Raw genomic sequence first — 25,250 nt, 5'->3', positions numbered from 1 at the left:
GGCACCCTACATATAGGGTTGAAACGGCCAGGATCGACACGATAGTGGCGCCTCAGAGCTAAAGCAAGGCGCCCAGGATGAACAACCTGTGGATAACATGTGGGCGATTTGTGGGCGAAGGGCCGTTTCCGGAGGCGAGACCGCAGTGGCAAAGGGCTGCACCGCAACCCGACGAACTACCGAGTATTTTCAAGGATTTGCAGCGCGATTTCGGTGCGGCCCTTAACACTATATGTTGTGTTTTTTGCAAGTCCTTTCGAGGGGCTCGTCTGGCGGGTTTGCTTGAGTACAATGACCCGCCCCTCGACGGGCGTGGCGGTGCTGTTGCGGAGGCGCAAATGGATCAAGAGGCTTGGCGAATTCTCATCGTCGAAGATGATCAGCGGTTGGCCGAGCTGACCCGGGAATATCTCGAAAGCAATGGCTTGCAGGTAACGATCGAAGCGGACGGTGCTCAGGCAGCCGAGCGGATCATCAATGAGCGACCCGATCTGGTCGTACTCGATCTGATGCTGCCAGGCGAGGACGGCCTGTCCATCTGCCGCAAGGTGCGAGACCGCTATGACGGGCCGATCCTGATGCTGACCGCCCGCGCCGATGATCTCGATCAGGTGCTCGGCCTGGAAATCGGCGCAGACGATTACGTTTGCAAGCCGGTGCGGCCGCGGCTGTTGCTGGCACGCATTCGGGCGCTGCTGCGCCGGCGCGAAGGAGCGGAGACGCCCACGGCAACGAGCAGCAAACGGTTGCAATACGGCCCGCTGGTGGTCGACAACGCGCTACGCGAGGCCTGGCTGCGAGGCGAGGGCATTGAGCTGACCGGGGCGGAGTTCGATTTGCTGTGGTTGTTGACCTCCAATCCCGGGCGCATCATGTCCCGTGAACATATCTTCACCGAGCTGCGTGGGATCGAATACGACGGCCAGGATCGCTCGATCGACGTGCGTATTTCACGTATCCGTCCGAAGATCGGCGACGATCCGGATCATCCCCGATTGATCAAGACGGTGCGCGGCAAGGGCTATCTGTTCGTATCCGAAGCGGCTGAAGCGCTGCAGTGAATTCGATCTTCCTGCGCATCTACGGCGGCATGCTCGCCGTGTTGGTGCTGGTCGGGCTGCTGGGCGCCGGCGGTCTGCATCTGCTCAACGAGGTGCGTGCCGACCGGCACCGCGAGGCGCTCGCTGGCGGCACCTTTCGCCTGATGGCGCACAACATGAGCAGCATGACGCCGATCGAGCGGCGCCAGGCAGCCAATCTCTGGGGGCGTTTGCTGGGCATACCATTGCGGGTCCGCACGCTGGGAGACGTCAGCCTGGAAAGCCGACTGGAGACCCGGCTGCTGCATGGGCAGGTGCTGGTGGAGCAAATGCGTCCGCACAGCGTCACGGTGTTCTCCCTGGTCAGCGCCGAGGACCGTCTGGTGCTGACCGGCGAGGTCGAACAGCTCAGTGAGCAGCTGGCGCGCGCGACCATCTATCTGCTGATCGACGAGCTGATCCGCTATCCCGAAGACGAACAACCCCAGCGCCTGGCTGAACTCAAGGAGGCGCGCGGTTTCGGCTATCCACTGGAACTGCTGACCCGTAACAGCGCCAGCCTCGATGACGATCAGCGCCGACGGCTGGATGAAGGCGACACGGTGATGGCGCTGGTCGGTGGTGGCGAGGCCATTCGGGTATTCGCGGCGATCGCCGGGACGCCCTGGATCATGTCCATGGGGCCGCTGTACCAGTTAAATCCCTATCCGCCGCAATTGCTGGTGCTGATCGGCGTGCTCGGCCTGTCGCTGATCGGGCTGATGGTCTACCTGCTGGTGCGTCACCTGGAGCGACGTGTGCGTGAGGTAGAAAGCGCCGCCACGCGTATCGCCGGTGGGCATCTGGAAGCTCGCGTGCCGGATGCCGGCACGGATTCGGTCGGGCGGCTGGCGAAGGCATTCAACGGCATGGCCAGCCACCTGCAGCGCCTACTGGCGGTCCAGCGGGAAATGGTCAGTGCGGTGGCTCATGAGCTGCGCACGCCGGTCGCGCGGTTGCGCTTCGGGCTGGAAATGGCCGGTTCGGCGCAAACGCCGGAGGCGCGAACCCGGTACCTCGACGATATGGACGGCGACATCGACGACCTGGATCGTCTGGTGGACGAGATGCTGGTATACACGCGTCTTGAGCGCGGTTCGCCGGAACTGACCTTTCAGAGGGTCGACCTCCGTGCGCTGGTGGATCAGGTCATTGGTGAGCTGGCACCCCTGCGGCCAGACGTACGGGTAGAGCGCGGGCCCTGCGTGACGTTCGATGACGGCGGCAGCCTTGTCGAGGCCGAACCGCACTATCTGCGCCGTGCCTTGAGCAATCTGGTGACCAACGCCATGCGCCATGCTGAAACGCGGGTACAGGTGAGCTTCACTATTGATGACGAGCGGGCGCAGCTTGCCGTCGACGATGATGGCCCGGGCGTGCCAGAGGAGGCGTGGGAGAAGGTCTTCGCGCCGTTCCTGCGCCTGGACGACAGCCGCACCCGCGCCTCTGGCGGGCATGGCCTCGGGCTGTCCATTGTCCGGCGGATCACCTACTGGCACGGCGGCCGCTCGCAGATCGGCCACAGCGAACTGGGCGGCGCTCGCTTCAGCCTGGTCTGGCCGCGCAAACAGTCGGGATAGTTCTGAGGCATCGGTGCGAATCGATTCATCGAGACTGCAAAGAACGACATGCGGATGATGGGTTGCACCGATTGGCGTCGATGTCCTGCCGGGTGGGTCGCCATAAGCCGTCAAGCCGGGGGCGAGGGTTTTCGACGATGTTCGCGTTCTGAGGCGGCCGGAATGCTGACCAGACTGAGCAGGTAATCGTCGAACTGCACGAACTGGCCTTCCAGTTCTGCGCCGGTTCTCCATTCTTCCGAGAGGTCATTGAGCAGGCGCAGACGCGCGTTGCCGTCTGTGTCGTGGTGGGTCAGTTCGGCCTCCTGAAAATAGAAGCGCGTCTTCACCAGCGGATAGAGCGCCTTGAACAGGCTTTCCTTGATCGAAAACGTCAGCGTCACCCGCATTGCCCGCTGCGCGTCATCGAGCCCGGCATAGCCTTCCAGCTCCCGCGGCGTGAGAATCTCAGCGGCCAGCCGGTCGGCCCGAGCGACGGGCAGCATCTTCTCTACATCGAGGCCAAGTCCGCGCCACTGATCGCTCCGTGCCACGACCACCGCGGCCCAGCCGGCGCCGTGGGTAATCGAGCCGACTATTCCGGACGGCCAGCAGGGCGAGCGGTCTTCCGCGGTCGTCGGAATGCCCGGCACGCCGGTAACCCTGCGCAGGGCTTCGTAGGCGCAGATGCGTCCGGCGAGAAATTCGGTCTGGCGTTTGCTCACCGCCCTCATGGCAGGAATGCCCCAGCGGTCGAAATCCTCCGGGTCGAGCAGGTCCGGTTCGAAGCGAGTGCTGATCAGCTGCACACCCGACAAGGCAAGCGGCAGCGGCCAGTGATCCCGCAGTGGCGTGCAGCAGGCGGGATGTTGGGGATGGGAATTCATGGCGCTAGTGTGCCTCACTACCGGGCCCTGTGCAGTTCCGGAAATGCACTTCCCGTTGCATGGATCTCTTCGCGAGCAAGCTCGCTCCTACGCTGCCGAGGTTAGCGCCTGACCGTTTTGTAGGCACGAGCTTGCTCGCGAACCAGGGGCGCGCTGGCGGGGTGATCAACCGGCCTCGTGCACTACGTCCCCTCAGGCCGGGCGAGAATTCTCGGTGCGGCCTCGACGATCTGCCGCGACAGGTTTTCCATCCGCGGCGATTGCACCTTCCAGGTATGCCAATACAGCGAAATATCCAGCGGTGTGTCCGCGGCCAGATCAACCACCTCACCCTGATTCAGCGCATCGTGCAGCAGCAGCTCCGGCACCATGCCATAGCCCAACCCGCAGCGAATCGCATTGAAACGTGGCTCTGAGCCTGGCACGTAATGGCAGGGATAGGCGCCTTCCGGCAGGCCCAGCTGGCGCAGCAGGAACGACGAGGTGAGACGGTCCTTGCGCGTGTAGGCGACTACCGGCGCCTTGCGCGCGGCATTGCGGGTCAGGCCATTGGCGAAGTGCTGTTGGCGAAACGCGGCGGATGCCACCAGGCGATAACGCATGCTGCCCAGTGGTTTGGCCGTACAACCACGCATGGGCTTGGGTTCGGTGCTGATGCAGCCGATCGCCAGGCCGGTTTCCAGCAGGCTGTAGGTATGGTCCTGGTCCTCGATGGTGAGATCCAGCAGCACCCGCTCGCGGATCAGCACGTCGGCCAGCGCCGGAAAGAACCAGGTGCCCAGGCTGTCGGCGTTAAGCGCGGCGACCACCACCAGAGGCGCATCGCTGCGCTCGGCGAGGTCCGCCATCAGGTCGGCTTCCAGCAAAGTGGCACGCTTGAGGTACTGCAACAACCGCTGGCCGGTCTCGGTTGGCCGGCACGGCCGGCTACGCACCACCAGCGCATTGCCCAGAGCACTTTCCAAGGCACGCACCCGTTGGGAAATCGCCGGTGGGGTCAAATGCAGGCGCAGGGCCGCCTGCTCGAAGCTGCCGGTATTGATGACAGCGCGGAAGGCTTCGGTCTGCTTCGGATCGAGATTCAAGTGACTTCTTCCAGCTTAAGAAAATGTTTGTATAGCCTAAATTTACTTAGCTGAGTCGATTAAACCCGGGTCGGGCCCATAATGGCGCACCTTTCACTGTTATGCCCCGTTTGGAGTCTCGCTGTGACGCTGCTGCACATCATCTATCTGATCGCCATCACGGCCGAAGCCATGTCCGGCGCCATCATGGGCATGCGTCGTGGCATGGACCTGTTCGGTATCTGCCTGCTGGGCACCGTCACTGCGCTGGGCGGCGGCACGGCGCGCGATGTCCTGCTGGGGCATTACCCGATTGGCTGGATCGCCAACCCCGAATACCTCGGCTTTACGGTCGGCGCGGCGATTGTCACCGCCATGGTCGCGCGGCACATGCACCACCTTCGCCAGGTATTTTTGCTGGTCGATGGCCTGGGTCTGGTGGCCTTCACGGTGATCGGTTGCGGCGTGGCGATGGAGATGGGCGCGCACCCCACGATCGTCGTGCTGGCCGGCTTGATTACCGGCATATTCGGCGGACTGCTGCGCGACATCCTCTGCAATGAGGTGCCAATGGTGCTGCAGCGCGAGCTGTATGCGACCGTGGCGCTGTTTACCGGCGTGCTTTACGTCGGCCTGTTGTGGCTGGGCGTCAGCAACTCCATCGCCTCGCTTGCCACGCTCTGTGCCGGCTTCCTGTTCCGAGTGTTGGCGATGACGTTTCAGTGGAAGCTCCCGCATTTCCAAGGGCGCGACATCCGCGGTCTGGACTGAGCGACAACAACCCGCCCCAGGCGACAGGGACGGATGGATCTCTCACGGTTGTCACTCGGCCGCTCTGGCAGGCAGATTCCCGCTCAGGGAGCCGCTACACTAGCGCTCTGGCCACCAGGGGAATGGATCCGTGCTGAAAGACCTAGGAATAAAGAGTCGCGTACTGGTGCTGATATTGCTGCCCAGCACGGTGCTGGCCGTGGCGCTCGGCATCTACTTCACCTGGATGCAGCTGTCGGAGATGCGCCACCAGCTGGACGAGCGCGGTAAGCTGGTCGCCGAACAGCTTGCGCCGTTGGCGGCGCCGGCCATGGCGCAGGGTTATGGCAAGCGCCTGCAGCGAATCCTCAATCAGGTACTGGATCAGCCCGATGTGCGCGCGGTGTCCATCCTCGATACCGAGCGCAACATGCTGGCCCATGCCGGGCCGCACATGATCACCCCCTCGCCGCCGACCGACCCGGAGGCGCTGACCCAGGTCAGCAGCGTCGACACCACGCGCATCCTCTTGCCGGTACTCGGCAAACACCTGAATCTTGCCGCAGACGATCCGGAAGACGACCTCCGCCAGATTGGTTGGCTGGAGCTGGAGCTGTCGCACCAGGGCACGTTGCTGCGCGGCTACCGCAGCCTGTTCACCAGCCTGCTGCTGATCGGCGCCGGGCTGATCATCACCGCGCTGCTGGCGCTGCGTATGAGCACGGCGATCAGCAAGCCGCTGCACAAGGTCAAGGTCGCGGTGGCGCAGCTCAAGGACGGCTATCTGGAAACCCGGCTGCCGCCGCTCGGCAGCCACGAGATGGATGAGGTTGCAGCGGGTATCAACCGCATGGCCGAGGCCCTGCTCAGCGCCCGCGAGGAACTGCAGCAAAGTATCGACCAGGCCACTGAAGACGTTCAGCAAAACCTGGAGACCATTGAGATCCAGAACATCGAACTGGACCTGGCGCGCAAGGAGGCGCTGGAAGCCAGCCGGATCAAATCCGAATTCCTCGCCAACATGAGCCACGAGATTCGCACCCCGCTCAACGGCATCCTCGGCTTCACCCATCTGCTGCAGAAGAGCGACCTCACGCCGCGACAACAGGATTATCTGTCGACCATCGAGAAGTCCGCCGACAGCCTGCTGGGGATCATCAACGAGATTCTCGACTTCTCGAAGATCGAGGCCGGCAAGCTGGTGCTCGACAGCATTCCGTTCAATCTGCGCGACCTGATCGAGGACACGCTGACCATCCTCGGCCCGGCGGCACATTCCAAGCATCTGGAGCTGGTCAGCCTGGTCTATCGCGACACGCCGCTGTCGCTGGTGGGCGATCCGTTGCGGCTCAAGCAAGTGCTGACCAACCTAGTCAGCAACGCCATCAAGTTCACCAACGAAGGGACCGTCGTCGTTCGCGCCATGGTCGAGGACGAACGCTCCGATCGCGCGCAGCTGCGCATCAGCGTGCAGGACACCGGGATAGGCCTGACCGATCAGGATCTGCGTGCGCTGTTCCAGGCCTTCAGCCAGGCGGATAACTCACTGTCGCGTCAACCCGGCGGCACCGGGCTCGGGTTGGTGATTTCCAAGCGTCTGATCGAACAGATGGGCGGGGAAATCGGGGTCGACAGCATTCCGGAGGAGGGTTCCGAATTCTGGATCAGCCTGAGCCTGCCCAAGGCTCGCGACGATATCGAGGACCTGCCTCGCGCGGCGCTGCTGCAACGCAGGGTCGGCTTGCTCGAACAGCATCCGCTGGCGCGTCAGGCCTTGCAGCATCAGCTGGAAAGTTGCGGTCTGAACGTGCTGCCCTTCGATACCCTGGATCAGCTGCAGGAGGCGGTGGCCGCGGCGCAAGCAAGCGACACGCCAATCGAAATCGCCGTGCTCGGCGTGACCCACCGCGAAATCGCACCCCAGCAACTCTGCCAACGGCTATGGGAATTTGAAGCGCTGGGCTGCAAATGCATCGTGCTCTGCCCGACCAGCGAGCAGGCGCAGTACCACGAAGCCCTGCCCGAGTCGCACACGCATACCCAGTTGCAGAGCAAGCCAGCCTGCACCCGCAAGCTGCAGCGGGTCTTGCTCGATCTGCTGCGTCCACCACAAGCGCTGGCCGAGAACATCGTCATGCCCGAGACGCGGCCGCCTCGCGTGCTCTGCGTCGACGACAATCCGGCCAACCTGTTGCTGCTCGAAACCCTGCTGACCGACATGGGCGGCGAAGCCGAGGCGGTAAGCAGTGGCAGGGAAGCGCTTGAGGTGGTCAAGCGCAAGCCTTTCGACCTGGTGTTCATGGACGTGCAGATGCCTGGCATGGACGGGCGTCAGACCACCGAAGCGATTCGTCGCTGGGAGGATGACAGCGGCCAGCCACCGATGCCGATCATCGCGCTCACGGCACATGCGCTGTCCAACGAAAAGCGTTCGCTGTTGCAGAGTGGTCTGGACGATTACCTGACCAAGCCGATCAGCGAGCGGCAATTGGCGCAGGTGATTTTGAAGTGGACTGGCCTGCCGCTGTCGCGCAGCTTCCTCGCCGCACCAGCCGATGTGCTGCTGCCGGACAATAACCTCAAGGTACTGGACGCCGAAGAGGGCCTGCGCCTGGCGGCAGGCAAGGCCGATCTGGCGGCGGACATGATGAGCATGTTGCTGGCATCGCTGGAGGACGACCGCCAGGCCATTCGCGAGGCGCGTCTGATAAACGATCGTCAGGCGATGATCGACCGGGTACACCGTTTGCACGGCGCTACCCGCTATTGCGGTGTTCCGCAATTGCGGGCGGCCTGCGAGCGCAGCGAAACACTATTGAAACAGAACCACCCGAGCGCGGCCCAGGCGATGGATGAGCTCGACAGCGCTATCGAGCGCCTGGAAGTCGAGGCCCGAGTCGTCTAGGCCTTGGCGTTCGCTTGAATCCATTCGCCCCGGCTCGGGCCCCCCACAAAGCCGCAAAGTGAACGCCCGATCCATGGGGCCCGCTCACGACTGCGCAGCTGGGCTCGCGATCCATTGGGTGTCGCTCACGGATGCCGCAGGTGCACCTTTGCTCAGTGGGAGGCGCGCCCCGCGGCGAATGGAGGCCGCAGGCCTGTCCGGTGGTCTGGTTCAGTCGCCCATCACCACGCCTTCCCGACGCGGGTCGGCTCCGCCGAACCAGCCGCTGTCGGTGCGCTGGATGGCTTGCAGGCCGCTGGTCATCTCCGTCTCGTTGATCTGATGGCCTCGCGCTCTCAATGACTCCACGGTGCTAGCCGGAAAACGCCCGGCTTCGAGGACGGTCGGGCCATTGAAGCTGCCGAAGTTCGGCAGATCGATCGCCTTTTGCGCATTCAATCCCCAGCCATACATGCCCAGCAGCGTCTTCGCCGTGAAGTGAATGATCGCCGCACCGCCGGGCGAACCGACGCTGGCAAGCAGCCGGTTGCCGGCGGCGTCGAATACCAGCGTCGGGCTCATGCTCGAACGGGGTCGTTTGTTCGGCTCGACGCGATTGGCAACCGGCCGGCCCTGAGCGTCACGCGGCTCGAAAGCGAAATCGGTGAGTTCGTTATTCAGCAAATAGCCACCGGGCAAGCCGGTTCCGCCGTCATTGAGTAGGCGTGAGCCGAATGCCTGTTCGATGGTGGTGGTCATCGCCAAGGCATTGCCTTGATCGTCGACGATGCTGATGTGGCTGGTGCCGTATTCCGGTTGCGCAGGCTGGGAAGCGAAGGCGATGGGCATTGTTCCAGGCTCGCCCGGTTCGGCGATGCCCATGCTGCGCGGCCCGATCAGCCCGGCGCGCTGCTTGAGGTAGTTGGGGGCGAGCATGCTGTTCCATGTGCGGCCTGGTACCGGGACGAAATCCGGGTCGGCCAGGTATTTGGCGCGGTCTGCATAGGCCAGGCGCGACGCTTCGGTATAGCGGTGCAGGAACTCCACCGATGGCACACCCTGATCCAGGGCCGGTAACGACGGCAGCTGCTCGAGAATGCCGAGAATCTGCATCTGGGTGATATGCCCTGATGACGGCGGAGGAAAGCCGCATACCTGATAGCGCTGCTGCCAGAGGTTACAGAGCGGGTCACGCTGGCGCGGTTCATAGACCTCCAGATCGCTGAGGGTGACGGTCCCGCGGTTGTGGTGCTCGCTCACCTGCCGGACCAGCGCCTGGGCGTTGGCGCCGCGATAGAAGGCGTCGCTGCCTTGCTCGGCAATGTTGCGTAGCAGCGCGGCGAGCGCGGGGTTGCGCAAGCGGTGGCCCACCGGCCAGGGCGAACCATCTGGTTGGTAATAGAAGGCGGCTGCTGGCGGATTGTCGCGAAGCGCCGGGTCGCTCTCAAGTAGCCCATGCAGCCGCGGGCTGATCTCGAAGCCGTCCTCGGCGAGCCGGATGGCCGGCTGCAGCAATGCTCGCCAGGGCAGCTTGCCGTATTGTTGGTGCGCCTGTTCGAGCATTTTTACCGTGCCAGGGACCCCCACTGAGCGGCCACCGACGACTGCCTCTTGGAAAGCCATGGGCGTGCCGTCGGCTTTTATGAACAGGTTCTCGTCGACCGCCGCCGGGGCCGTCTCGCGCCCGTCCAACGCAGTCACATGTTCGCCATCCCAGTGCAGCAGAAAGGCACCGCCGCCGAGACCACTGGACTGCGGCTCGACCAGGGTCAGCACCATCTGCACGGCGACTGCCGCATCCATCGCGCTGCCACCGGCCTTGAGAACCTGGTAGCCCGCCTCGGTGGCCAGCGGATTGGCGGCGGCCACGGCAAAATGTTCGGCGGTCCAGCCGGGTTTGGGGGTGTAGCCGCTAGAGCCTTCCGGCGCCGGTGGAGTCTGGCTCGGGGAATCCGACGTGGTACAGGCGGTCAGGCTGGCGAAGAGAAAGGTAAAGACCAGGGCGGCAGGTCCGACGGGCATGAGGGGGTTCCTTGTGGAAGCGCGGATAGAAGTGCTGCTTATAGACCTAGACCACTGACCACTATCTGCCAAGCCTGATCGCTGCGTTTGGCAGGAGAGAGCGCCGATTGCAGCGGCTCAGAAGCGCTACAGCTGCGACGAAGGCTAAGCGGTCTGCCCGTGTCCGGTCGTTGCCGGTATCATATGTGCCTTCCAAATGCCGCTCGGTTCATCGACGCCATGACAATTAAGTACCCGACCATTGCCGATTGCGTCGGCAACACGCCCCTGGTTCGCCTGCAGCGCCTGCCCGGCGACACCAGTAATACCATTCTGGTCAAACTCGAAGGCAACAATCCCGCGGGCTCGGTGAAGGATCGTCCGGCATTGTCGATGATTGCGCGTGCAGAGGCGCGCGGGGATATCAAGCCCGGCGATACCCTGATCGAAGCCACTTCCGGCAATACCGGCATTGCCTTGGCCATGGCCGCGGCAATCAAGGGCTACAAGTTCATCCTGATCATGCCGGACAACTCCAGCGCCGAGCGCAAGGCAGCGATGACCGCCTACGGCGCCGAGCTTGCTCTGGTGAGCAAGGAAGAGGGCATGGAAGGCGCCCGTGACCTGGCGGTGAAGATGGCCGCCGAAGGCCGCGGCAAGGTCCTCGATCAGTTCGCCAATGGCGACAACCCCGAAGCGCATTACAGCAGCACTGGCCCTGAGCTGTGGCAGCAGACCGACGGCAGCATCACTCACTTCGTCAGCTCGATGGGCACCACCGGCACCATCATGGGCGTGTCGCGCTACCTGAAGGAGCAGAACCCGGCGATCCAGATCATCGGCCTGCAGCCCATGGAGGGCGCGGCGATCCCTGGAATCCGTCGTTGGCCGCAGGAGTACCTGCCGAAGATCTACCAGGCCGAGCGTGTCGATCGCATCGTCGACATGGCCCAAGCCGAGGCCGAACACGTCATGCGCCGTCTGGCGCGCGAAGAAGGCATCTTCTGCGGCGTGTCGTCTGGCGGTGCGGTTGCCGCTGCGCTGCGGCTATCGCAGGAAGTCGAGAACGCGGTGATCGTCGCGATCATTTGCGACCGTGGTGATCGCTACCTGTCGACGGGCGTGTATGACCAGCCCAACTGACCAGGCGATACGCGAAGGCGGTAGCTGCTGATGGCCAAACGCAGCGGCGGTTTGCGCTTCCAGCCCAGCGGCGGCGAGAAAAAGCCTCAGATCCCGACCGGCAAAAAGCAACGTCTGAGCGTCGAGCGCCTGGCCAACGACGGTCGTGGTATTGCCTTCGTTGATGGACGTACCTGGTTCGTCGACGGCGCCTTGCCGGGCGAAGAGGTCGATGCGCGGGTTATGGGCGCGCGCAGTCAGATCGTCGAGGCGCGCAGTGAGCGGGTGCTGGCTGCGAGCGCGCAACGCCGCATGGAGCCATGTCCGCATGCGCGCGTTTGCGGCGGCTGCAACCTGCAGCACTTGTCGGCTGCCGATCAGCTGGCGCTCAAGCAGCGCAGCCTCGCCGAGCAGTTGTCGCGGCTGGCGGGTATCGAACCACAGGTCTGGGCGCCGCCGTTGAGCGGGCCCGAGTTCGGCTATCGCCGCCGCGCCAGGTTGGCGGTGCGCTGGGATAACAAGGCGCGGCGGCTGGACGTAGGCTTCCGCGCCGGCGCCAGCCAGGACATCGTTTCGATCAGTGAATGCCATGTGCTGGTACAGCCCTTGCAGGCGTTGTTGCCGGCTTTGCTGTCCGTATTGCATGCGCTGGACAAGCCGCAGGCGATCGGTCATGTGGAGTTGTTCAGCGGCACCGCCGACGCGGTGCTCGTTCGCCATACGGCCGCGCTGGCCGAGGCGGATCTGCAGCGGCTAACAACCTTTGCCCAGGCGCAGGGCGTGCAGCTCTGGCTGCAGGGCGAAGGCCCGCCGCAACCGCTGGACGCCGCCTATGCACTGGGCTATCGCTTGCCTGCCTGGGATCTCGAGCTGGCCTGGCGACCGGGTGATTTCATCCAGATCAACGCACCGGTGAACGAGGCGATGGTGGCGCAGGCGCTGGATTGGCTCGCACCGGAAGCGGGCGAGCGGGTGCTGGATTTGTTCTGTGGCCTCGGCAACTTCGCGCTGCCGCTGGCGCGGCAGGGCGCGCAAGTCGTGGCGGTGGAGGGTGTTGATGAGATGGTCGAGCGGGCCCGCACCAATGCGGCGCGCAACGGTCTGGTGAATGCGCACTTTCATCAGGCGGACCTGTCGAAGCCGCTGGCTGAGGCGCAATGGGCCGAAGGCGGTTTCGCTGCTGTGCTGCTGGATCCACCGCGTGACGGCGCGTTAGAACTGGTTCGGCAGATGGCGACTTTAGGCGCAAGGCGCGTGGTCTATGTTTCATGCAATCCTGCGACGCTGGCGCGTGATGCGGCCGAGCTGGTCCGCCAGGGGTATGAACTAAAGCGGGCCGGGGTGCTGGACATGTTTCCGCAAACGGCGCACGTCGAGGCGATGGCCCTCTTCGAGCGGTCGGTTTAGCGGTTTTTTTATGACAGGCAGGCGGCCTGTGGTTCAACCGACCGACTCCCAGAAAGTCGGCGTATTCGACGCAGATCATGCGTAGAGGGAAGGTAGATAGATGGTCCAGGTCAGAGCGCTTCAGCCGGTCAACACCGACGGCAGCATCAACCTCGATGGCTGGCTCGATCATGTGCTGGGGATGGACCCGGCACTCGACCGCGATGCACTCAAGCAGGCCTGCGAGTTCGCCCGAGCGGCGGAACAACAGGCCAACGCGGTACAGAATCTGTGGAGCGAAGGCACCTCCAGTTACCAGACCGGCCTAGAGATCGCCGAGATACTCGCTGACCTCAAGCTCGATCAGGACAGCCTGGTGGCCGCGGTGATCTACCGTGGCGTGCGCGAAGGCAAGGTTCAGCTGGCAGAGGTGCACCAGCAGTTCGGCCCGGTGGTGGCCAAGCTGATCGAAGGCGTGCTGCGCATGGCCGCCATTAGCGCCAGTCTCAACCCGCGCGAGTCGCTGGTGCTGGGCACCCAGACCCAGGTGGAAAACCTGCGCAAGATGCTCGTGGCTATGGTCGACGATGTGCGTGTCGCGCTGATCAAGCTGGCCGAGCGCACCTGCGCGATCCGCGCGGTAAAAAATGTCGACGACGACAAGCGTCACCGCGTCGCCCGCGAAGTCTTCGATATCTATGCGCCGCTGGCTCATCGCCTGGGCATTGGCCACATTAAATGGGAGCTGGAGGATCTGTCCTTCCGCTATCTCGAGCCCGAGCAGTACAAGCAGATCGCCCAGCTGCTGCATGAGCGCCGACTGGATCGCGAGCAGTACATCCAGAGCGTGGTCCAGCAACTCAGGGATGAACTGACCGCCACCGGCATCCATCCCGAAATCGACGGCCGTGCCAAACACATCTATTCCATCTGGCGGAAGATGCAGAAGAAGGGGCTGCAGTTCAGCCAGATCTACGATGTTCGCGCTGTACGCGTGCTGGTGCCCGAGGTGCGCGACTGCTACACCGCGCTGGGCATCGTGCATACCTTGTGGCGGCATATCCCCAAGGAATTCGACGACTACATCGCCAACCCCAAGGAGAATGGATACCGCTCGCTGCACACCGCGGTGCTCGGGCCGGAGGGCAAGGTGCTGGAGGTGCAGATCCGTACCCAGGCCATGCACGAAGAGGCCGAACTGGGCGTTTGCGCGCACTGGCGCTACAAGGGCACGGACGTCAATTCGAGTTCCAATCACTACGAAGAGAAGATCGCCTGGCTACGTCAGGTGCTCGAATGGCATGAGGAACTGGGCGATATCGGCGGTTTGGCCGATCAGCTGCGTGTGGACATCGAGCCTGATCGCGTCTACGTGTTCACCCCTGACGGTCACGCCATCGACCTGCCGAAGGGCGCCACGCCACTGGACTTTGCCTACCGCGTCCACACCGAAATCGGTCACAACTGCCGCGGTGCGAAGATCAATGGGCGCATCGTGCCACTCAACTACAGCCTGCAGACCGGCGAGCAGGTCGAGATCATCACCAGCAAGCACGGATCGCCCAGTCGCGATTGGTTGAATCCCAACCTCGGCTACATCACCACCTCGCGGTCGCGAGCAAAGATCGTCCACTGGTTCAAACTGCAGGCCCGCGATCAGAACGTCGCGGCCGGCAAAGCGCTGCTTGAGCGTGAACTCGGACGCCTCGATCTGCCGCCGGTGGACTTCGACAAGCTGGCAGAAAAAGCCAACCTGAAGACCGCCGAGGATATGTTCGCCGCGCTGGGTGCCGGTGATCTGCGGTTGTCGCAACTGGTCAACCATGCGCAGCAACTGGTGGAACCGGATGGCCACGCCACCGATCAGCTCGAACTGATTCCCCGTCGACCCACCAGCACCAAGCCGGGCAAGCGTGGCGACGTGCAGATCCAGGGCGTCGGTAACCTGCTCACACAGATGGCCGGCTGCTGCCAGCCGCTGCCGGGCGACCCCATCGTTGGCTACATCACGTTGGGTCGGGGTGTGAGTATTCATCGCCAGGATTGCGGCTCGGTACTGCAGCTCGCTGGGCGCGAGCCAGAGCGGATTATCCAGGTCAGCTGGGGCCCGATCCCGGAGAAAACCTATCCGGTCGATATCGTCATCCGTGCCTACGACCGTTCCGGCCTGCTGCGTGACGTCTCGCAGATTCTGCTTAACGAGCGGATCAACGTGCTCGCCGTCAACACCCGCTCGAACAAAGAGGACAGCACGGCCCAGATGACGCTGACCATCGAGATCCCAGGGCTGGACGCGCTGGGCCGACTGCTCAGCCGCATTTCGCAGCTGCCCAATATTATCGAGGCCAAGCGCCAGCGCACCACCTGACCTGCTGCGCTCGGCCATACGGCGTTGCACGCCTGCTGAAAAATGCTCATTGGCAAAAGCCAACTCCGCTTTTTCAGCAGGCGTGCGCCTTGTCTGGCCTTCGCTCGCGACGGTCAGGCCAGTGTATGGTTAAAGCGATCCGCTCCGAGCTGCTGCGCTCGATCTGGCGTTGTTAACGGCCTACCGAAAAATGCTCATTGGCAAAAGCCAACTCCGCTTTTTCGGTAGGCCTTCGCCTAGCCAGCTCATCGCTCGCGACGCTCGGGGCCGGGCGCGCGCACGTCTGAATCCGTAACGCAGAGCGCACGTAGGGTGGATGTCGCTTTTTACATCCACCATGATGAGGCAGCGGTGGATGGGTGAAGCGTCATCCACCCTACGTTGGCCGCAACTTCGATCTTCAAGCTTTCACCGAGGAAATTCATGTACCAACTCAACGACCTCCTGCACCTGATGGCCCGGCTGCGCGATCCGCAGCATGGCTGCCCGTGGGATCTGCAGCAGGACTACGCCAGTATCGTCCCGCATACGCTGGAGGAGGCGTATGAGGTGGCGGATGCCATCGAGAACGGTGACTTTGACCATCTGCCCGGCGAGCTGGGCGACCTGTTGTTTCAGGTCGTCTATTACAGCCAGCTGGCGAAGGAGGAGGGGCGGTTCGAGTTCGATGCGGTGGTCGACGGCATCACGCGTAAGTTGCTGCGACGCCATCCCCACGTCTTTCCTGACGGCGATCTCTACGGCTCGCCTGAACTGCCACGTCTCGACGAGGCGGCGATCAAGCAGCGCTGGGAAGAGATCAAGGCCGAGGAACGCGCAGAGAAATCCGCCGCGCCGGAACAGTTGTCGTTGCTCGATGATGTGCCCGGTGCGCTGCCCGCCCTGAGCCGTGCGGCCAAGCTGCAGAAGCGCACCGCCCAGGTCGGTTTCGATTGGCCGGACGCGCTGCCGGTGGTGGACAAGGTCCGCGAGGAACTCGATGAAGTGCTCGAAGCCATGAGCGAGAACGATCCCAAGGCCATTGCCGAGGAGATCGGCGATCTGCTGTTCGTCACGGTGAATCTGGCGCGCCATCTGAAAGTCGATCCCGAGAACGCGCTGCGTGCGGCCAACCGCAAGTTCGAGCGACGCTTCCGCTTCATCGAACAAGCCTTGCGGGAAAGTGGCCGGCCCATTGAGAATTGCGACCTGGAAACGCTCGACGCGCTTTGGGGCGAGGCCAAGAAAGCCGAGAAGTCGGCTTCCTGCGGTTAGCAGCGACGGCGATTTTGTAGGTGGATGTCGCTTTTCACATCCACCACAATGCTGCTCGGTAAATCGATGGCGCATGATCCACCCGACGTCTAATTTGAATCCACGACGAGACGAGCCGAAACATGAGTCTTTCCCTTCGTGATCAGCTGCTCAAAGCAGGGCTGGTCAATGAGAAGCAGGCCAAGCAGGCCGGCAAGCAGCAGCAGAAACAACAGCGTCTGGTGAAAAAAGGCCAGGCCGAAAAGGATGATTCTCAACGTGAAGCGGCACTCAAGGCTCAGGCCGAGAAGCTCGCCCGCGACCAGGAGCTGAACCGTCAGCAGCAGGAAAAGGCCGAGCAGAAGGCACGCGCTGCGCAGATCAAACAGCTGATCGAAACAAGCCGTCTGCCCAAGCTGACCACCGAGGATTATTACAACTTCGTCGACGACAAGAAGGTCAAGCGCGTGTCGGTGAACACGCTGATGCGCGACAAGCTGTCCAGCGGCTCGCTGGCCATCGTCCGGCACGGTGGCAGTTACGAAGTGATCCCGCGTGAGGCGGCGCTCAAGATTCAGGAGCGTGATCCGCGCCGTATCGTCCAGCTCAATATTCAGACCGAAGCCCCGGACGCGGATGATCCCTACGCCGCTTACCAGATTCCTGACGATCTGATGTGGTAAGGGCTGTTTCCGACATGCCTCCCGCCACGGCTCCTTCGCTTTTGTAGGAGCCGGCTTGCTGGCGATCCGCTGTCAGCTGCCGCCACGCCGACAAAAGGACGGATTTCTGCCGGCCATAGAGCCTCTACTGCTATAGCCAATCCGGGCTTTCCGGTTACAGCAGGAGGACAGCGACATGGAAACCATCCCTTATTCGGACGAGACGCTCAGTTGGCAGGCCCAGGGCGTCCCGGGCGACCCGGAGGAGCCGGGCGTGCCGGATCTACCGAGTGAACCCGGCGAGCCGACCATTCCGGACCAGCCACCGCCAGCGCCGGTCGCCTGAATCACGCGCTATAGCGGCGCGTTTGTGAAAGTCTGAGCCCGATCGAGCAGGTCGATGACCTGCTCGTCGTTCGTCTGATCGAAATCTCCGTAATGGCGTCCGACGCCAATGAACGGCTCGGGCATTGCCAGACAGACCAATTCGTCCACTTCCGATCTCAACATCTCCATCTCTGCGCGCGGACCGACCGGTACGGCGAGCACGATTTTGCTCGGGTTCGATTGCTTCAATCCCTTCAATGCCGCCCTGACCGTCGCACCCGTGGCGACACCATCGTCGATCACGATCACGCAGCGGTCGTTGAGCACCGGCGCAGGCCGGCCGCCACAGTAACGTTGCCGGCGACGTTCCAATTCGGCCAACTGGCGCTGCATTTCCTCCTCGAACCAGTTCGGCGGCGGTGCGATCTGGTTGATCAGCTCCTGATTGATCACCCACTTCGGCTCGGCGCCGTCGATCACCGCGCCCAGTGCCAGCTCTTCGTTGCCGGGCGCGCCGATCTTGCGCACCAGGACCAGATCGAGCGGGGCATTCAGCCGGTGCGCTACCTCGAAGGCAACGGGGACGCCGCCACGTGGCAAGGCCAGCACCAACGGCTTCAAGTCGGCCAGGTGTTGCAGCGCTTCGGCCAGTTCCTGGCCTGCATGGCTGCGGTCGCGGAATAGATAGGATTCAGGCATGAACGCACGCATGACTTACTCTCCGAATGGGTAGGTATCCGGAACGATCTGGTCGTCGATCTGCTGCGGGCCGATTGGCGTGACTGCAGTGGTCTGTTCCAGCCAGATCAAAGCATCGAATTGTTCGGACAGTATGGCCTGGAAATAGTGACTTTGCCGCTCGGTAGCTGGGCGGTAGATAACCCCAATCGCCCGTTCCAGACGGGGTCTGGCCAGCGCCTGACGTAATGAGGCATCGTCGCGCCAGGTGGTCAGCGACGCCGCGATACCGGTACGCAGGAACAACTGCTCCCAGCTGTCCGGACGCGATGGGCGAACCTGCTTGATCTGCATCGGCTCATCCCAATTATCGGCAGCCGCAACTTCGCCCCGATCGGTGGCCATGCCGATCAGCACCGCGTCGTTGCCAAAGGCGGTACGGCACAGCTCGCCGATATTGAATTCTCCACCCCAGCCCATGGAGGTGGATGCCGCATTACCGATGTGCGAATTGTGCGCCCATACGACTGCCTTGGCGTTTTCGCCGCGGTGTTCCAGCAGGGCGCGAAGGGTGTCGAACATGTGCCGGTCGCGCAGGTTCCAGGATTCTGCCGAGCCCTGATACATGGCCCGGTAATAGTGTTCCGCGGCGAGTACCACACGGGCGTTGCGCTCGGCGTTGAAGAAGCTGCCGCCGTCTCGCTCCAGGTATTCCAGCCGCTGATCGAGCAGCGCTCGCAGCTGCTCGATTACGGCGTCTTCGCAGGACGGCTCGCCAAGCATTACCTTGTGACCATAGATGGCCGGTTCCTCGTGCCATGGGCTGAGGCAGCCGTAGCGACGACGCGCGGCGCTGGCGGCTTGCGGGTCGACGGCATCGAGATATTCCAGCACTTCCCGTATCGACGAGCCGAGGCTGTAGACGTCCAGCCCACGAAACTCAACCCGTTGCTCGGGCCCCAACGCCTCGTTGTGATTGCGTAGCCAGGCGGCGAAATCAGCGACTTCCTGATTGCGCCACATCCAGGTCGGGAAGCGCTTGAAGCCTTCTTCGACCCAGGTTGGGGGCTGTTGGTGACGTACGTAACAATCGATTTTCGTTGCATCCGGCCAATCCGCTTCTGCAGCGATGATATTGAAGCCGTGGTGCTCGACCAGTCGTCGGGTAATTTGCGCCCGGGCGCGGTAGAACTCCGACGTCCCGTGGCTGGCCTCACCGATCAGCACCACTGTCGCATCGCCGAACTGATCGAAGTGCTCGGCAAAGGCCGGGTCGTCGATGGCCGGAAGCGGCGTCGCATGGTGGCGTAGCCGCTTGACCAGCTGTTCCTCGGGAATCTCGGTGGATCGTGGGCGTGAACCAATCATGGCCTTTACCTCCTGTCCTCATCTCTACCGATGACCTGCGTCCCAGAGCCCTGTTCAGACCGTTCAGCAGGTCGTCCGATCAAGCGTAAGCGGCAGAACTGAATGCGACGGGCTAGTCTCTAAACAGAGCGACGCCAATCTCGGCGAGCGACTTAGCCGAAGGCGCTAGAAAAAGGGGGCATCAATGACGACCTGGATTATCGCGTACAGCAAAGACGGCAACACATCCATTCTCAGGACCGAATCCGATCGCCAGCCGGATATAGATGAGGCAGTAGCGCTGGTAACGCAAAAGGCCGAACGCGACTATGCCGGAGAGGAGGATGCGTACGAGCATGACCCGGATGTCGAGGAAACACCGGCCACTCGCCTGGCCGAACGCTTCGGTATCACCGTCACCGGCATCTCCCAGGCCTGATCGATCAAGCCACCCGCCACACGCTGTTATCCCCAACCACGTACAGACGCCGACCCGGGTCGGCGTCGACTTCCATCATGCCGGTGAAGCCGCCGAAGGCTGGCAGCAGGCTCATGCGCTCGCCAATGCAGAAGCAGGGCAGGCGCAGGCTCTGCCGTCCGCGGCCGCTGAGTCGAAAAGCGGGATGCAGATGGCCGGCAAGGACATGGTGGCTGGGGTGCGGATCGGGTTCATGCTGCAGAGCAAAAGGGCCGAGCAGCAGCGGCTCGGGGACGACGTTCATCCCAAGGCTGGCGGGCGGATCGCCGGCTCGGCGGTCGTGGTTGCCACGGATCAGGGTGATCGCCAGATTGGCGTGGGTGGCGCGCCAGTCATGCAGCTGGCTGAGCGTGGCGGGCGCCTGCGACTCCGGCGCGTGCAGGAAGTCGCCGAGGAAGATCAGCTGCCCGCAGCGGTAACGGGCGAGCAGGGCATCGAGCCGCTGCAGGTTGGCCTGGGTAGTACCGTGGGGCACGGGTTGGCCAAGGCGACGGTAGGCGGCGGCCTTGCCGAAATGGATGTCGGCGATCAATAGCGCCTGCTGTGCGGGCCAGTAGATGGCCTTCTCGGCGAGCAGCCAGAGCTCGGTCTGTTCCAGCTCGATGGGCAGGTGGGGAGTCATGCGGCGGAGTTTATCGCGGGCGGCTGCGGGTTCCCATGCGTTGAGAGTGTTCGATATGTGTTGTGCGGCGCATGCGAGCGCCGGTTCAGCTAGCGGGACGGTGATCGAGCATTCGCGAGCAAGCCCGCTCTTACGGGGCGGTGTGCTGGGTCAGCATCGTAGTCGCTGACACGGCGCGTTGGAGGGCTCCCCGGTTTGTCGTCTATCGGGGTGCGCGTCGCGCCTTTTTCGGTCGTGGCGTGCCGTCCTTGGTCGCGCGGGGTTTACGCTTCGGGCTGGTTTCGCGCTCGACGCTGATGCCTGCGTTCGCTTCCGGCTGATAGCCGCCGGGGCCGGCGGCTTTGTCGAGTTCGGCAACCATCCTACGGATACGGTCGGCCAGCTTCTCCGAGCTCAAGCTTTCGCGGAAGCGTTCGACCATCAACGGGAACGCCAGCGGGGTGGTGCGTCTGACGACATGCAGGTCCAGCTGGCGGCTCTGGAGCCGACTCAGTGTCTGTTCCAGCCGCTCGACATCGAGTTCCTGGCGCAGCACCTCTTCCTCGGCCTGGGTCAGCAGCAGGTTGGCCGGGTCGTATTGGCGGAACACGTCAAAGAACAGTCCGCTGGAGGCCTGTAGCTGGCGGGCACTTTTTTGGGCGCCGGGATAGCCGGAAAAGACCAGCCCGGCGATGCGCGCAATCTCGCGGAAGCGCCGGCGTGCCAGCTCGCCGGCATTGAGGCTGGCCAGCACGTCGTGCAAGAGAGCGTCCTGGCTGAACAGCGCTGGCGTCAGCCACTGCTGCCAGTCCACCTCGGTGGCCGAGAGCAGCTCGAATCCGTAGTCGTTGACGGCAATGGAAAAGGTTAGCGGTTGCCGTTGCCCCATGCGCCAGGCCAGCAGGCTGGCGAGGCCCAGGTGCACGTGCCGCCCGGCGAAGGGGTAGAGGAATAGGTGCCAGCCCTCGCGAGATTTCATCACCTCGGCTAGCAGCGTGGATTCGGTGGGCAGGGCCGACCAATCCAGTTGCACCCTCAGCAACGGCTCGACGAGGCGCATCTCGTCGCTGGCGAACTCGCCACGCGACGCGGCGCCAAGCTGCTCGACCACCGCATCGGCCAGTTCGCTGGAGAGTGGCATGCGGCCACCGTTCCAGCGCGGTACTGCGGCTTTCCTGCCCGTCGCGCGGCTGACGTAGGCGGTCATGTTCTCGACGCGCACCAGTTCGAGCAAACGCCCGCCGAAAAGGAAATTGTCACCGGGACGCAGGCGGGCGATGAAACCCTCCTCAATGGTACCCAGCGAGCGGCCGCTGCCACCCCTGGCCCAGAACTTCACCGTCAGGCTGGCATCGCTGACGATGGTGCCGATGCTCATCCGATGGCGCAGCGCCACGCGGCGACTCGGCACCTTCCATAGCCCGGTCTCATCCGGCTCGACGCGCTGGTAATCGGGGTAGGCGGTCAGCGAATGGCCGCCATGGCGGACGAAAGCCAGCGCCCACTGCCATTGCTCCTCGTCCAGCTCGCGGTAGGACCAGGCCCGGCGAACCTCGCTGAACAGCGCCGTGGGGCGAAACCCGCCGCCCAGCGCCATGCTGACCAGATGCTGCACCAGCACATCAAGCGGTCGGTGCGGGGCGCTGCGCGCTTCGATTCGCCGCTCGGCCACAGCGACCTTGGCCGCCTCGGCTTCCACCACTTCGAAGCTGTGGGTCGGCACCAGGGTGACCCGGGACGCACGCCCCGGTGCGTGACCGGAACGGCCAGCCCGTTGCATTAACCGTGCTACGCCTTTCGGCGAACCGATCTGCAGCACGCGCTCGACCGGCAGGAAGTCCACGCCGAGATCCAGGCTGGAAGTGCACACCACCGCCTTGAGCGCGCCCTGCTTGAGTCCCAGCTCGACCCAATCGCGGACCTCGCGCGCCAGGGAGCCGTGATGCAGGGCAATCAGCCCGGCCCAGTCCGGCCGCGCTTCGAGGATGGCCTGATACCAGAGTTCCGATTGTGAACGGGTGTTGGTGAAGACCAGCGAGGTGGCGGCTGACTCGATTTCCTCGACCACCTGCGGCAGCATGCGCAGGCCGAGATGGCCGGCCCAGGGGAAGCGTTCGATACTCGGTGGGAGCAGGGTGTCGATGCGCAATTGCTTGTCGATCTTGCCCTGTACCAGGCGGCCCTGGCCTGGGTGCAGCAGCACCTCCAGCGCATGCGGTTGATTGCCGAGGGTGGCCGAGAGGCCCCAGACGATCAGCTCCGGCATCCAGTTGCGTAGCCGGGCCAGCGCCAGTTGCAGCTGGACGCCGCGCTTGTTGCCCAACAACTCATGCCATTCGTCCACCACCAGCATGCGCAGGCCGGCAAAGGCCTGGCGAGCATCGGCGCGAGTCAGTAGCAGTGTCAGGCTTTCGGGCGTGGTGACCAGAGCGCTAGGCAGGCGTCGGCTCTGCCGGGCGCGTTCGGCGCTGGCGGTGTCGCCGGTGCGCAGGCCAATGTTCCAGTTGATGCCGAGCTCGTCCAGCGGCGCCTGCAGGGCGCGGGCCGTATCCGCCGCCAGCGCACGCATCGGGGTAATCCATAGGACAGTAAGCGGCGCAGGCTTGTCCGGGGCTTTAGGCGGTGGCTCGTCAGCGGTGCGCTTCGCTGCCTCTGCAAACCGAATCAACGCGCCCAGCCAGACGGCATAGGTTTTTCCTGAGCCTGTCGTCGCGTGCAACAGACCGGACTCTCCGCTCGCTACCGCCCGCCAAACGTCACGTTGAAACGGGAAGGGCGCCCACCCGCGCTCGTCGAACCAGCGTTCACCGATCGTGTCAGGCGACGTGCTCATGCCCGGCGCCTCGCCCGGTACGATATAGGATCGCGGTTGTGCTCCTCACAGGAGCGAGCGTGCTCGCGAACCTGGGCTTTTGCGTGGTTATGGATCGCCAGCAAGCTGGCTCCTACACGGGTGACGGGCTTTTGCTTTTCGTAGGAGCGAGCTTGCTCGCGATCAGGGAATACTGTGTGGCTATGGATCGCCAGTGAGGAGTTGGGCGTTCCCCTGGCTCCTACGGGAGGGCGTTGGCGGGGCGGGGTCATCCAAGCAGTTCCTTCAGCGTCTCCAGCGTATCAGCCTCGTCCACTGGCTTGTCGTGACGCCAGCGCAGCATGCGCGGGAAGCGCACGGCGATGCCGCTCTTGTGCCGGCTGCTGGCAGCGATGCCTTCGAAGCCGAGCTCGAACACCAAGGTCGGCGTCACGCTGCGTACCGGGCCGAACTTTTCCACGGTGGTCTTGCGCACAATGGCATCGACCTTGCGCATCTCTTCATCGGTCAGCCCTGAATAGGCCTTGGCGAAGGGCACCAGCTTGCGCTCGGGATCGCCCGGTTCGCCATCCCAGACGGCGAAGGTGAAGTCGGTATAAAGGCTGGCGCGTCGCCCATGGCCGCGTTGGGCGTAGATCAGCACAGCGTCTACCGAGTAGGGATCAATCTTCCATTTCAACCAGACGCCGACGTCTTTGGTCCGGCCTACACCGTACTGTGCAGCACGTGCCTTGATCATCATCCCTTCGACACCGAGCGCGCGCGAGGCTTCGCGCTGGCGCGCCAGCTCTTGCCAGTCGCTACCCTGTACCAGCGGTGAGGTCATCAGCCGTGGGTTAGAGCACCGATCGACCACAGCCTCAAGCTGTTGCCGGCGCTCGCGGTGCGGGCGCTGCCTCCAGTCGTCACCCTGCCATTCCAGCAGGTCGTAGGCGAGCACCACGACGGGCGCGTCCTGCAGCACCTTGGCGGTGAGGTTCTTGCGGCCGATGCGTTGTTGCAGCAGGGCGAACGGCTGCACACCGAATCGCTCAGCGACGGGCACTGTATCGTCTGCCGGCGCTGTGAACAGCGCGCTCGGTGACGCATCGGGCACATGCTTCCAGACCACTATTTCGCCGTCGATCACGGTGCCGTCCGGCAGGCAGCCAGCCAGTTCGCAAAGCTCCGGAAAGCGATCGCTGACCAGCTCTTCGCCACGCGACCAGATCCAGATTTGCCCGTCACGCTTGACCAGCTGGGCGCGGATGCCGTCCCACTTCCACTCGACGAACCAGTTCTCCGGCGCGCCGAGCAAGGTGTCGAACTCTTCCACTGGAGTTTGCAACGAGTGCGCGAGGAAAAACGGGTAGGGCTGGCCGCCGCGCTGGGCATGTTCGTGTTCGGACTCATCGGCGATCAGCGCGAGATAGCGTTCGGCGCTGGGGCGATGGGACAGGTCGGTATAGCCCACCAGCCGCTGGGCCACGCGTTTGGGATCGAGCTCGATCAGCGAGGCGAGCGCGCGGGTGACCAGCAGTTTTGAAACGCCGACGCGAAAGGCGCCAGTGATGAGCTTGATACAGACCATCAGACTGAGTCGATCCAGCTGCGCCCAAAGGGCCGGCAGGCGCTCCGCCAGTTCCGCCGGCGGTAGGCCACGCAGTGGCAGCAGTTTGTCCTGCATCCAAACGGCGAGCCCGTCGTTAGAGCTGTGCTCGGCTTCTGGGATCAGCAGGGAAATGGTTTCGGCGATGTCGCCAACAGCCTGATAGCTCTCCTCGAACAACCACTCCGGTAACCCCGAAGCCTGCACAGCGGTTTCGCGCAACACACGGGCCGGCACCAGCTGGCGGGGCCGGCCGCCGGCGAGAAAATAGACCGCCCAGGCCGCATCGGCGGGGTCGGCTTCGCGGAAATAGTCGCGCATGGCCGCGAGCTTGGCGTTGCTCGACGTGGTGGCATCGAGGCGGCTGTAGAGGGTGGCGAAGGCTTTCATGCAGCACCGCCGTCGTGCATTGGCGGGGCCGGAT

General features: G+C 63.5%; 19 protein-coding genes. 11 read left to right on the top strand and 8 right to left on the bottom strand.

What is annotated here, in order from left to right:
- Positions 1-338: 338 nt before the first annotated feature.
- Both H3028_RS09395 and H3028_RS09390 read left to right on the top strand, forming a co-directional pair.
- A complete protein-coding gene (locus tag H3028_RS09395; protein ID WP_181296752.1) occupies positions 339-1,061 on the top strand; it encodes a response regulator in 723 nt (240 codons plus the stop codon).
- Positions 1,058-2,659, top strand: coding sequence for an ATP-binding protein (locus tag H3028_RS09390; protein WP_181296751.1), 1,602 nt, complete (start codon positions 1,058-1,060; stop codon positions 2,657-2,659). The genes H3028_RS09395 and H3028_RS09390 overlap by 4 nt, the downstream gene beginning before the upstream one ends.
- Before the next feature lie 110 nt (positions 2,660-2,769).
- On the opposite strand, the gene H3028_RS09385 is transcribed toward H3028_RS09390, so the two are convergent.
- Both H3028_RS09385 and H3028_RS09380 read right to left on the bottom strand, forming a co-directional pair.
- Positions 2,770-3,525, bottom strand: coding sequence for a 4'-phosphopantetheinyl transferase (locus H3028_RS09385; RefSeq protein WP_181296750.1), 756 nt, complete (start codon positions 3,523-3,525; stop codon positions 2,770-2,772).
- 182 nt (positions 3,526-3,707) lie between these two features.
- The gene (locus H3028_RS09380) at positions 3,708-4,610 is read right to left on the bottom strand and encodes an HTH-type transcriptional regulator ArgP (RefSeq protein ID WP_181296749.1); all 903 of its coding nucleotides are present in this window, start codon (positions 4,608-4,610) and stop codon (positions 3,708-3,710) included.
- A 123-nt stretch (positions 4,611-4,733) separates the two neighbouring features.
- Between H3028_RS09380 and H3028_RS09375 the strand changes: the two genes are divergently transcribed.
- Entirely contained in the window at positions 4,734-5,360 is a 627-nt protein-coding gene (locus tag H3028_RS09375) for a trimeric intracellular cation channel family protein (protein WP_181296748.1), read from the top strand.
- Between the two features lie 130 nt (positions 5,361-5,490).
- Positions 5,491-8,244, top strand: coding sequence for a response regulator (locus H3028_RS09370; protein WP_181296747.1), 2,754 nt, complete (start codon positions 5,491-5,493; stop codon positions 8,242-8,244).
- A gap of 210 nt (positions 8,245-8,454) precedes the next feature.
- Here H3028_RS09370 and ggt read toward each other — a convergent pair whose 3' ends face one another.
- Positions 8,455-10,245 carry a gamma-glutamyltransferase gene (gene ggt / locus H3028_RS09365; RefSeq protein WP_181296746.1) on the bottom strand — a complete coding sequence of 597 codons (1,791 nt, stop codon included), beginning with the start codon at positions 10,243-10,245 and terminating at the stop codon, positions 8,455-8,457.
- A gap of 219 nt (positions 10,246-10,464) precedes the next feature.
- On the opposite strand from ggt, the gene cysM reads away from it, so the two are divergent.
- The 6 genes from cysM to H3028_RS09335 all read left to right on the top strand — a co-directional run bounded on the left by cysM (position 10,465) and on the right by H3028_RS09335 (position 17,341).
- Positions 10,465-11,367 carry a cysteine synthase CysM gene (gene cysM / locus H3028_RS09360; RefSeq protein WP_181296745.1) on the top strand — a complete coding sequence of 301 codons (903 nt, stop codon included), beginning with the start codon at positions 10,465-10,467 and terminating at the stop codon, positions 11,365-11,367.
- A 30-nt stretch (positions 11,368-11,397) separates the two neighbouring features.
- Positions 11,398-12,753: a 23S rRNA (uracil(1939)-C(5))-methyltransferase RlmD gene (rlmD, locus tag H3028_RS09355; RefSeq protein ID WP_181296744.1), complete on the top strand. Its 1,356-nt coding sequence runs from the start codon at positions 11,398-11,400 to the stop codon at positions 12,751-12,753.
- Between the two features lie 100 nt (positions 12,754-12,853).
- A complete protein-coding gene (gene relA, locus H3028_RS09350) occupies positions 12,854-15,100 on the top strand; it encodes a GTP diphosphokinase (protein WP_181296743.1) in 2,247 nt (748 codons plus the stop codon).
- 423 nt (positions 15,101-15,523) lie between these two features.
- Complete coding sequence (gene mazG / locus H3028_RS09345) at positions 15,524-16,354, top strand: nucleoside triphosphate pyrophosphohydrolase (RefSeq protein ID WP_181296742.1); 831 nt, start codon at positions 15,524-15,526, stop codon at positions 16,352-16,354.
- A gap of 122 nt (positions 16,355-16,476) precedes the next feature.
- A complete protein-coding gene (locus H3028_RS09340; protein ID WP_181296741.1) occupies positions 16,477-17,016 on the top strand; it encodes a DUF2058 domain-containing protein in 540 nt (179 codons plus the stop codon).
- A gap of 175 nt (positions 17,017-17,191) precedes the next feature.
- On the top strand, positions 17,192-17,341 hold the full coding sequence (locus tag H3028_RS09335) for a hypothetical protein (RefSeq protein ID WP_181296740.1): 150 nt from the start codon (positions 17,192-17,194) through the stop codon (positions 17,339-17,341).
- Between the two features lie 8 nt (positions 17,342-17,349).
- Here the strand turns inward: H3028_RS09335 and H3028_RS09330 are convergent, their stop codons facing one another.
- Positions 17,350-18,033, bottom strand: a complete 684-nt coding sequence (locus H3028_RS09330) for a phosphoribosyltransferase (protein ID WP_181296739.1) — start codon at positions 18,031-18,033, stop codon at positions 17,350-17,352.
- 3 nt (positions 18,034-18,036) lie between these two features.
- Positions 18,037-19,368, bottom strand: coding sequence for an erythromycin esterase family protein (locus tag H3028_RS09325; protein ID WP_181296738.1), 1,332 nt, complete (start codon positions 19,366-19,368; stop codon positions 18,037-18,039).
- 184 nt (positions 19,369-19,552) lie between these two features.
- On the opposite strand from H3028_RS09325, the gene H3028_RS09320 reads away from it, so the two are divergent.
- Positions 19,553-19,786: a hypothetical protein gene (locus H3028_RS09320; protein WP_181296737.1), complete on the top strand. Its 234-nt coding sequence runs from the start codon at positions 19,553-19,555 to the stop codon at positions 19,784-19,786.
- A 4-nt stretch (positions 19,787-19,790) separates the two neighbouring features.
- On the opposite strand, the gene pdeM is transcribed toward H3028_RS09320, so the two are convergent.
- The 3 genes from pdeM to H3028_RS09305 form a co-directional block, all read right to left on the bottom strand.
- Positions 19,791-20,447: a ligase-associated DNA damage response endonuclease PdeM gene (pdeM, locus tag H3028_RS09315; protein ID WP_181296736.1), complete on the bottom strand. Its 657-nt coding sequence runs from the start codon at positions 20,445-20,447 to the stop codon at positions 19,791-19,793.
- 202 nt (positions 20,448-20,649) lie between these two features.
- Positions 20,650-23,259 carry a ligase-associated DNA damage response DEXH box helicase gene (locus tag H3028_RS09310; protein ID WP_181296735.1) on the bottom strand — a complete coding sequence of 870 codons (2,610 nt, stop codon included), beginning with the start codon at positions 23,257-23,259 and terminating at the stop codon, positions 20,650-20,652.
- Positions 23,260-23,506: 247 nt separating this feature from the next.
- Positions 23,507-25,216 carry an ATP-dependent DNA ligase gene (locus H3028_RS09305; RefSeq protein ID WP_181296734.1) on the bottom strand — a complete coding sequence of 570 codons (1,710 nt, stop codon included), beginning with the start codon at positions 25,214-25,216 and terminating at the stop codon, positions 23,507-23,509.
- Positions 25,217-25,250: the final 34 nt, after the last annotated feature.

Source organism: Pseudomonas sp. Q2-TVG4-2, assembly GCF_013620795.1.
Lineage (GTDB): Bacteria > Pseudomonadota > Gammaproteobacteria > Pseudomonadales > Pseudomonadaceae > Stutzerimonas.
This window is presented reverse-complemented; position numbering and strand designations above follow the sequence as displayed.

Excerpts from the sequence above, each read along its gene's own strand:
- H3028_RS09395 (WP_181296752.1), top strand. The coding sequence starts at position 339 with ATGGATCAAGAGGCTTGGCGAATTCTCATCGTCGAAGATGATCAGCGG.
- H3028_RS09385 (WP_181296750.1), bottom strand. The coding sequence starts at position 3,525 with ATGAATTCCCATCCCCAACATCCCGCCTGCTGCACGCCACTGCGGGAT.
- ggt (WP_181296746.1), bottom strand. The coding sequence starts at position 10,245 with ATGCCCGTCGGACCTGCCGCCCTGGTCTTTACCTTTCTCTTCGCCAGC.
- cysM (WP_181296745.1), top strand. The coding sequence starts at position 10,465 with ATGACAATTAAGTACCCGACCATTGCCGATTGCGTCGGCAACACGCCC.
- rlmD (WP_181296744.1), top strand. The coding sequence starts at position 11,398 with ATGGCCAAACGCAGCGGCGGTTTGCGCTTCCAGCCCAGCGGCGGCGAG.
- relA (WP_181296743.1), top strand. The coding sequence starts at position 12,854 with ATGGTCCAGGTCAGAGCGCTTCAGCCGGTCAACACCGACGGCAGCATC.
- mazG (WP_181296742.1), top strand. The coding sequence starts at position 15,524 with ATGTACCAACTCAACGACCTCCTGCACCTGATGGCCCGGCTGCGCGAT.
- H3028_RS09340 (WP_181296741.1), top strand. The coding sequence starts at position 16,477 with ATGAGTCTTTCCCTTCGTGATCAGCTGCTCAAAGCAGGGCTGGTCAAT.
- H3028_RS09335 (WP_181296740.1), top strand. The coding sequence starts at position 17,192 with ATGGAAACCATCCCTTATTCGGACGAGACGCTCAGTTGGCAGGCCCAG.
- H3028_RS09330 (WP_181296739.1), bottom strand. The coding sequence starts at position 18,033 with ATGCGTGCGTTCATGCCTGAATCCTATCTATTCCGCGACCGCAGCCAT.
- H3028_RS09325 (WP_181296738.1), bottom strand. The coding sequence starts at position 19,368 with ATGATTGGTTCACGCCCACGATCCACCGAGATTCCCGAGGAACAGCTG.
- H3028_RS09320 (WP_181296737.1), top strand. The coding sequence starts at position 19,553 with ATGACGACCTGGATTATCGCGTACAGCAAAGACGGCAACACATCCATT.
- pdeM (WP_181296736.1), bottom strand. The coding sequence starts at position 20,447 with ATGACTCCCCACCTGCCCATCGAGCTGGAACAGACCGAGCTCTGGCTG.
- H3028_RS09310 (WP_181296735.1), bottom strand. The coding sequence starts at position 23,259 with ATGAGCACGTCGCCTGACACGATCGGTGAACGCTGGTTCGACGAGCGC.
- H3028_RS09305 (WP_181296734.1), bottom strand. The coding sequence starts at position 25,216 with ATGAAAGCCTTCGCCACCCTCTACAGCCGCCTCGATGCCACCACGTCG.